This window comes from Agrobacterium sp. DKPNP3 (assembly GCF_052686535.1).
Map to the genome: position 1 here is coordinate 1 of NZ_JBQYSN010000147.1, position 7,284 is coordinate 7,284.

Annotated in this window: 6 protein-coding genes and 1 pseudogene; 2 read left to right on the forward strand and 5 right to left on the reverse strand. The window is 58.5% G+C overall.

Going from position 1 to position 7,284, the window contains the following annotated elements; genetic code table 11:
- The 5 genes and pseudogenes from ACUTJJ_RS24120 to ACUTJJ_RS24140 all read right to left on the reverse strand — a co-directional run.
- Positions 1-295, reverse strand: a pseudogene (locus tag ACUTJJ_RS24120) (hypothetical protein); the annotation flags it as partial.
- 295 nt (positions 296-590) lie between these two features.
- Positions 591-965: a response regulator transcription factor gene (locus ACUTJJ_RS24125; RefSeq protein ID WP_144578710.1), complete on the reverse strand. Its 375-nt coding sequence runs from the start codon at positions 963-965 to the stop codon at positions 591-593.
- A 65-nt stretch (positions 966-1,030) separates the two neighbouring features.
- Positions 1,031-1,687 (reverse strand): response regulator transcription factor, encoded by a 657-nt coding sequence (locus tag ACUTJJ_RS24130; RefSeq protein ID WP_445543675.1) that lies wholly within the window; start codon positions 1,685-1,687, stop codon positions 1,031-1,033.
- Positions 1,680-3,260, reverse strand: a complete 1,581-nt coding sequence (locus ACUTJJ_RS24135; RefSeq protein ID WP_445543676.1) for a sensor histidine kinase — start codon at positions 3,258-3,260, stop codon at positions 1,680-1,682. The genes ACUTJJ_RS24130 and ACUTJJ_RS24135 overlap by 8 nt, the downstream gene beginning before the upstream one ends.
- A 245-nt stretch (positions 3,261-3,505) precedes the next feature.
- Positions 3,506-5,800, reverse strand: a complete 2,295-nt coding sequence (locus tag ACUTJJ_RS24140) for an FdhF/YdeP family oxidoreductase (protein WP_445543677.1) — start codon at positions 5,798-5,800, stop codon at positions 3,506-3,508.
- A 414-nt stretch (positions 5,801-6,214) separates the two neighbouring features.
- Between ACUTJJ_RS24140 and ACUTJJ_RS24145 the strand changes: the two genes are divergently transcribed.
- Both ACUTJJ_RS24145 and ACUTJJ_RS24150 read left to right on the forward strand, forming a co-directional pair.
- A complete protein-coding gene (locus ACUTJJ_RS24145) occupies positions 6,215-6,733 on the forward strand; it encodes a Dps family protein (RefSeq protein WP_063951747.1) in 519 nt (172 codons plus the stop codon).
- A gap of 18 nt (positions 6,734-6,751) precedes the next feature.
- On the forward strand, positions 6,752-7,284 hold a 533-nt coding region (locus ACUTJJ_RS24150; RefSeq protein WP_445543678.1), incomplete at its 3' end, for an alpha/beta fold hydrolase.

A 7,284-nucleotide genomic window follows, 5' to 3' on the forward strand; every position in this document is an offset into this window, starting at 1 on the left:
TCTGGGCGGCGCGAGTGGCGACGCAGGACGTCCTGTCCATCACCGGAACAGCCACGCCTTCGGGCGCATTGCTGTCGGCCGCGGAAAGTCCGGCGAGCCCGCCAATCGTCTGCGGCGTGACGATGCGGAAGCCGCTCGCCGATGCGACCTCTTCGGAGGCCGCAAGCGCCGGTTCGGTATTCCTGATCAGGAGAGCGTTGCCACCGAGCACTGCAATCGCACCCAATGCCAACACCGTTGCGACTCTGAGATGACGAGGTCTGCGCTCGTCTGCATTCTGACTGATGGAGGTCATGCCCTGCTCCACAAATAGGGTGATGGTGTCGCAAGGACCGTCCACAAGGGAGGCGCTTGACTGGAACAAAGGCTACGGCGGGGTGGATGCGCCGGCATCTATACAGAGGTCTAGTTCGTATAGCGGAAGGTGTTGGCGGCGGGACAAATGCTGAAAGGCATTTGCTCAACGGCAAAATATGCTCGGACGGCAGGGCGTCGGAGCATGAAGTCGTCACGGATGTTCATCGGAAGGGAGCGGTCAGCGCGATGGAAGGTTGTCCAGTCGCCGATTGCGGCCGAGCGGCATGCTGCGGTCAGGGCCGCTCGCCGAGAACGGATTCCAGGCATCCGATCAGATTGCCGATATTGACCGGCTTGCGAAGAAAGGCCAAAGCGCCGCCGCTAAGGGCCGCATTCCGGGTGCGTTCATCCTCGTAGGAGGTTACGAAGATCATCGGCGGATGGCTGCCGCGCCGATTGAGCTCGCTCTGCAGCTCGATGCCGGACAGACCGGGCATTTTCACATCTACGACGATGCAGTCGATGCCCGCCTGCTGCTGCGACTCCAGAAAATGCTCGGCGGATGCGAACAGGCGGCATTCGTAACCGAAGGACATGATGAGATCATCCATGGCTTCACGGATGGCTGGATCGTCGTCGACGACGGCAATGACGGGAACGGGGGGCAATGAAAGCGACCTTTTCTGTTATCTTTCTTCCTCTATGCGCTCAGGCGCCTTTGAAAGATACCATACTAAGATACAGGTGGTCGGAACTTCTCGCCGATCAGTTCCGCTTTCCGCACGAGGTCGGCGACCGATCTGGCCTCCATTTTGCGCATGACATTGCCCCTGTGCAATTTCACGGTGACTTCGCTGATACCGAGTTCGTAAGCGATCTGTTTGTTCATCAGGCCGCGGACAACGGCCCCCATGACCTCGCGCTCCCTTGGCGTCAGCTGCTCGGCAAGGGAGCTGACGGCCTCGTTCTGGGCGCTTTCGCGGCGTCGCGACGCGTCCCGCTCCATCGCCTGCGCGACGGCATCCAGAATGTCCTGTTCCTTGAACGGCTTGGTCAGAAAATCGACCGCTCCCGCTTTCATTGCTCGCACGCTCATCGGAATATCACCGAAGCCGGTCATGAAAATGATCGGCATCCTGTTACCCACGCGTTCCAGCTGCATCTGGAAATCAAGACCGCTCGTGCCCGGAAGCCGCACGTCCAGCAGCAGGCAGCCGTGCCGGTCCAGATTGGCTTTTTCCAGGAAAGCGGCGGCGCTGTCGAAGGCTTCGACGTCGAATTTCATGGAGCGGAAAAGATCGGTAAGGGCTTCCCGCATCGACACGTCGTCATCGACGATGAAGACGACGGCTGAGGGCGGCTCCTTCGTTGTCTTGCGTGGCTCAGGCATGTTCGATCTCCTGGCTGATCGGCATGGAAATTGTAAAGATCGCCCCGCCGAGAGGATGATTGTCACCGGTTAGCCTGCCGCCCCGTGCTTCCAGTGTTGTGCGGCAGATGGAAAGCCCCATGCCCATTCCCGTCTCCTTCGTTGTGAAAAAGGGTGAAAACAGCTTGTCTTTCATCTGAAGCGGGAAACCAGGCCCGTTGTCGCGAACCGCAATCCGAATTTTGTCGTTGTCTTCACGTTCCTTCCGTACCGTGATGGTGCGATTGCCGATGCCTGCCTCGTCCATGGCCTGAATGGCATTGGTGAAGAGGTTGATGAGAACCTGCTGCAATTCGATCCTGACGGCCGTTATCGGCGGTGTGGCCTGTTTTTCCACATGGACCGTGGTCTCGCTGCGTTCCAGCTCATGTTCGAGAAGGCTGAGTGTTTCATCGATGAATTCATCGAGGTCGAAGGTTTCCACTTTGCCGCTGGTATGGGCGAGCAGGCTACGCGTGTTCTGGATGATGTCACTCGCCCTCTGGCCGTCGCGGATCATGCGTTCCGCCGAGCGGCGGGCGGCCGCGAGATCGGGCGGATCGCGATCGAGCCAGCGCAGCAATGTCTGCGCATTGACGATGATGGCGCCAAGCGGCTGGTTCAATTCGTGGGAGAGCGATGCGGACATGGCTCCGACGGCCGCCGCCTTGGACGCCTTTGTCAGTTCCGCCTGTGCTTCTGCCAGCGCCTTCAGCTCCATTTCGCGTTGGGTGATATCCACCATGCTGACCACCACGCGGTTGAAGGACGCCGCTTCCGCAGGGAAACTGATGGAAAGAAGTACCAGCTTGTCTACGCCGCTGTCGGTCCGCACCATAACCTTGTCTTCAAAGACACGCCGGTTGTCGATAATCGCCTGCAACACATCAACGAACTTGCCGGTGGATGAAACGATCGATTGCTGAAGGGTGCCGCGGATAGAGGAATCGTAACCCAGCATTTCCTTTCCGGCTTCATTCGATGCAACGACCGTGATGAGATCGATGCATTGCTGCGTAAAACCCGAATTGGCGCGGGCATGGGCCCGCATGTCGGTGATGCCCCGCTGCTTGAGGCTCATCAGCAAGGCGTGAAGCTTCGAATAGTCGCGTTCCCAAAGTGCAACGCGCGTACGGTCGAAAATGGAGCGATAACGCTCCTCGCTTTCCTTCAGCGCCGCATTGGCTGACAACATTGCCAGCCGGGCGGTCTCGGTTTTCAAAAGCAGCACGGTCGTGACGGCAAGTGCTGCAAGGGCGACGACCAACCGAAGCGCCGATTGAAAATCCGCGTCATCTGCGTGTGTCGCGGCATAGGACAACAGGGACAGAATGGCACAGGTACAGGAGATTGCGATCAGTCCCGACCAGCTTACAGTCTGCGCGGCCAAAAGGACCGTGATGACATAAAGCACCGCGATCGCGCCTTCTATGTCGGTATAGGTATCGACGTAAAATACCGCGGCCGCCAGCGCCAGCGCCCCAAGGCCAAAAGCCAGATGGTGCGCTCTACCTTCAGGTTCGCGCGCGCGAAACATCCTTGACGCAATCGACATTGTTCCCCCGATGCGATTTTTGCCGACAATACGGTTTTTTCAGCACAACCTGACCTATACATAGGTCTTGGTTGCCCCGTCGTCGAAGCATCAGGATAGCGGGAAATGGGTGCGGCGCTATATGCAAAAATCAGCATGTACGACCCTCGTCCACAGGCCATGACTATGGCCCGATAAGACATCTGATACAGGCGACAGCAAAAAACGCGCAACGACAGCTGCGTTGCGCGCCGGTGTTTCGCGCCTCAGATTGCTGCTGCACTAACCGTAATGGGCACGCCCTTGTACGAGGGCGTTCCCGAAAGGCGGTCGTAATGGCCGAGCGCCACCACCGCATTCATCTCGGGGTAGTAACCAGCGGCGGAACCCTTCGGTATGTTATATTCCACAACCGTGAAACCCTTCACGAGGTGGCGTTCCTCACATTCTTTGCCGATGCCGCTGATATCGATGCGGTCGCCATCCTTCAGGCCGCGTGCGGCGAGGTCTTGCCTGTTCATGAAGATGATGTCTCTTCGGCCAAAGACGCCGCGGTAACGATCGTCCATGCCATAGATCGTCGTATTGTACTGATCATGGCTGCGGATGGTGGTCAGAATCAGGACATCCGGATTGGCGATGAGTGGATCCTCTTCCAGCCCGGTGGCCACAAGGAAATAGGCCTTGCCGCTCTCCGTATTCCATCGACGGAAGGAGGCGGCGACATCGAGGCGGAAGCCACCTTTGACGCGGACACGGCTGTTGAAATCCCTGAAGTCCGGAAAAACCTCTTCAATCTTGTCACGGATGCGGTCGTAATCGGCAATCAGCCAGTCCCAGTCGATGCCATGGCGGTTTCCGAGGGTCGCCTTGGCGATACCGGCGATGATGGCTGGTTCAGACCGCACCAATTCGCTCGGGGGCTTAAGGAAACCGCGCGACGCATGCACCATCGACATGGAGTCTTCCACTGTCACCGCCTGCGGGCCAGAGGCCTGCGTATCCAGATCGGTGCGACCAAAACAGGGCAGGATCAACGATGTCCGCGCGGTCAAAAGGTGGGAGCGGTTCAGCTTTGTCGCGATGTGGACAGCAAGATCGAGTTTGCGCATGCCCTCGAAGGTCGCGCCAGTATCCGACATGGCGACAGCGAGGTTTCCACCAAGGCAGATGAGTGCCCGGGATTTTCCGGCGATGATTGCCTCCACGGCCTCGATCGCATTGTGTCCCTTTTCTTCAGGGGGCCGGAATCCGAAAGCCCGTTCCATTCCTTCCAACAGCGCCTTGTTCGGGATTTCGGTGATGCCGACGGTGCGATCTCCCTGGACATTGGAGTGGCCACGAATGGGCGCTATCCCCGCGCCCGGGCGGCCCATATTGCCACGCAGCAGCAGGAGATTGGCAATTTGCTGCACATTGCTTGTCCCCTTGGCGTGCTGCGTGATGCCCATGCCGTAACAGATGATGACATTCGAGGCGTTGACATAAATCCTTGCGACGCTCTCTATCGCCTCCTTCGTCAGCCCGCTGACGGAGCAGATCGTATCCCATGAGGTTGCGTCGATGTCGGCGCGCAGTGCGTCCAGGCCCGTGGTATGTTGTTCAATGAAATCGCGGTCCAGTACGCCAGTCTGGCCGGCCTGAAGGCTCTCTGCATCGAGGTCTAACACGGCCTTCATGATACCCTTAAGGGCTGCAAGATCGCCGCCGGTGCGCAGCTGGTGATAGGCGGAGGCGATCGGCGTTGAGGAAAGCGTCGCCATTTCGATCGGGTCCTGCGGCGCCGCGAAACGTTCCAGCGCCCGTTCCTTCAAAGGGTTAAAGACGACGATCGGTACGCCGCGTTTTGCGGCATTATGTAGCGTCGTCATCATGCGTGGATGATTGGTGCCCGGGTTATGGCCAAAACTGAAGATCGCATCGGCATGATCGAAATCCTCGAGCGTCACCGTGCCTTTGCCAACGCCGATGGACTTCGGAAGGCCGACGCTGGTGGCCTCGTGGCACATGTTGGAACAGTCAGGAAAATTATTCGTCCCATAGGCGCGCACGAAAAGCTGATAGAGAAACGCAGCCTCGTTGGACGCCCGGCCGGAAGTGTAGAATTCCGCCTTGTTGGGGTCATCTAGCCTGTTGAGTTCCTGCGCGATCAGAAGGAAGGCGTCGTCCCAGGCTATGGGCTCATAGCGATCGCTCGCGGCATTGTAATGAAGGGGAAGGGTCAGCCGACCGGCATCCTCAAGCTTGTGATCCGTCCATTGCCACAATTCGGAAACCGTATGCTGCGCAAAAAACTCTGCGCCTGAACGTTTTGCGGTCGATTCCCAGGTGATGGCCTTGGCGCCGTTCTCACAGAATTCGAAGGATGAGGTGTGTTTGGGGTCTGGCCAGGCGCAGCCGGGACAGTCAAAACCTTCGGGCTGATTGGCCTTGAGCAGCGTCTTGGTGCCCTGCGCGATGATCTGCTGGTGGGCGAGCGTCTTCGCGACCGCTTTTAACGCATCCCAGCCGCCAGCAGGATGATCGTATCTTTCAATACCTTCAGGCCGTTCTTCCGCCATGTCAGATTTCCTTCGATTTCGCTGATTGACTGTTGCCGTGCCCGATGACGCTAACGCAACTGCGCAAGCGTAAACATCATACTCAGGCATAGGTTGCCTCAACAGCCGAGGGCAAAATGAAAAAGGCCGCCTCCTGTGACAGGGGCGGCCTTGGCGGATCGGGAGGGGAGATCGGCGCCTCCGGGGAGGGGACACCGGAGGCTTCTGGCTTCTGCGAGCCAATCGCCTTGGGGCGGGGCGATTGGCAAACCCTATCTCGGGGACCACCTGACCGAAACTACACTTAGGTATCGGGTGGACTGTACCAGCAGCCGATTTCTCCGGACCCATTCTTCTCCCTATTCTCCGTGTCGATCATACAGCCGCAACAGGGGCGCTCAACAACGGGCGGTCGATTGCAAAAGGAGAACGATGATGGACACGACCACAGCTACCAAGAACCGCAAGCTTCCACTCGCAACCCCGACCGATCTCGGAGCCGAAGCGAGCCGCGACATCGCCGCTGCGCTGACCGCGCTTCTAGCGGATGTCTTCACGCTCTACATCAAGACCAAGAACTTCCACTGGCATGTTTCCGGCCCGCATTTCCGGGACTATCACACGCTGCTGGACGAGCAGGGTGCCCAAATCTTTGCGATGACCGACGACATTGCCGAAAGGGCGCGCAAGATCGGCGGTACAACCATCCGCTCAATCGGTCAGATCGGACGCCTCCAGCGCCTTCTTGATAATGACGCCGACTTCGTCACGCCGGAGGATATGCTGGCCGAACTGCGCGAGGACAACAAGCAACTGACCGCCATCCTGCGGCAAACGCACAGCCTGACCTCCGATCTCAATGACCACGCCACGACCAGCCTGATTGAAAACTGGATCGACGAGACGGAGCGCCGCACCTGGTTCCTATTCGAAACCACCCGACGCGCGCGCTGAAGCCGGCAGGAAAACGAAATGACCGACAATCCCATCGAGCTCGCAATTTCCAGACGGCATGTCCTGCTGGCCGGCGCCGCGTTTTCCACTGCAATGGCCATGCCGACGCTCGCATTTTCAAAATCCATCCCAACCCGCAATGAAGGAGCATTTCCAATGACCGAATCATTCGTAAAGACCAAGGACGGCGTCGATATCTATTTCAAGGACTGGGGTTCGAAGGATGCCCAGCCGATCGTCTTCCATCACGGCTGGCCGCTATCCTCCGACGACTGGGATGCGCAGATGCTGTTCTTCGTTCAGAACGGCTACCGCGTCGTGGCGCATGATCGTCGCGGTCACGGACGTTCTCAGCAGGTGAGCGACGGCCACGACATGGATCATTATGCCGCCGATGCATCCGCCGTTGCCGAACATCTTGATCTCAGGAACGCTGTTCATATCGGACACTCGACTGGCGGGGGTGAGGTCGCGCGTTACGTCGCAAAGTTTGGCGAACCGCAGGGCCGTGTCGCCAAGGCCGTCCTCGTCTCCGCGGTTCCGCCGCTGAT

What these genes read in the sequence shown, in the direction of transcription:
- ACUTJJ_RS24130 (WP_445543675.1), bottom strand. Translation starts at nt 1,687, where the DNA reads ATGCCTGAGCCACGCAAGACAACGAAGGAGCCGCCCTCAGCCGTCGTC.
- ACUTJJ_RS24135 (WP_445543676.1), bottom strand. Translation starts at nt 3,260, where the DNA reads ATGTCGATTGCGTCAAGGATGTTTCGCGCGCGCGAACCTGAAGGTAGA.
- ACUTJJ_RS24140 (WP_445543677.1), bottom strand. Translation starts at nt 5,800, where the DNA reads ATGGCGGAAGAACGGCCTGAAGGTATTGAAAGATACGATCATCCTGCT.
- ACUTJJ_RS24145 (WP_063951747.1), top strand. Translation starts at nt 6,215, where the DNA reads ATGGACACGACCACAGCTACCAAGAACCGCAAGCTTCCACTCGCAACC.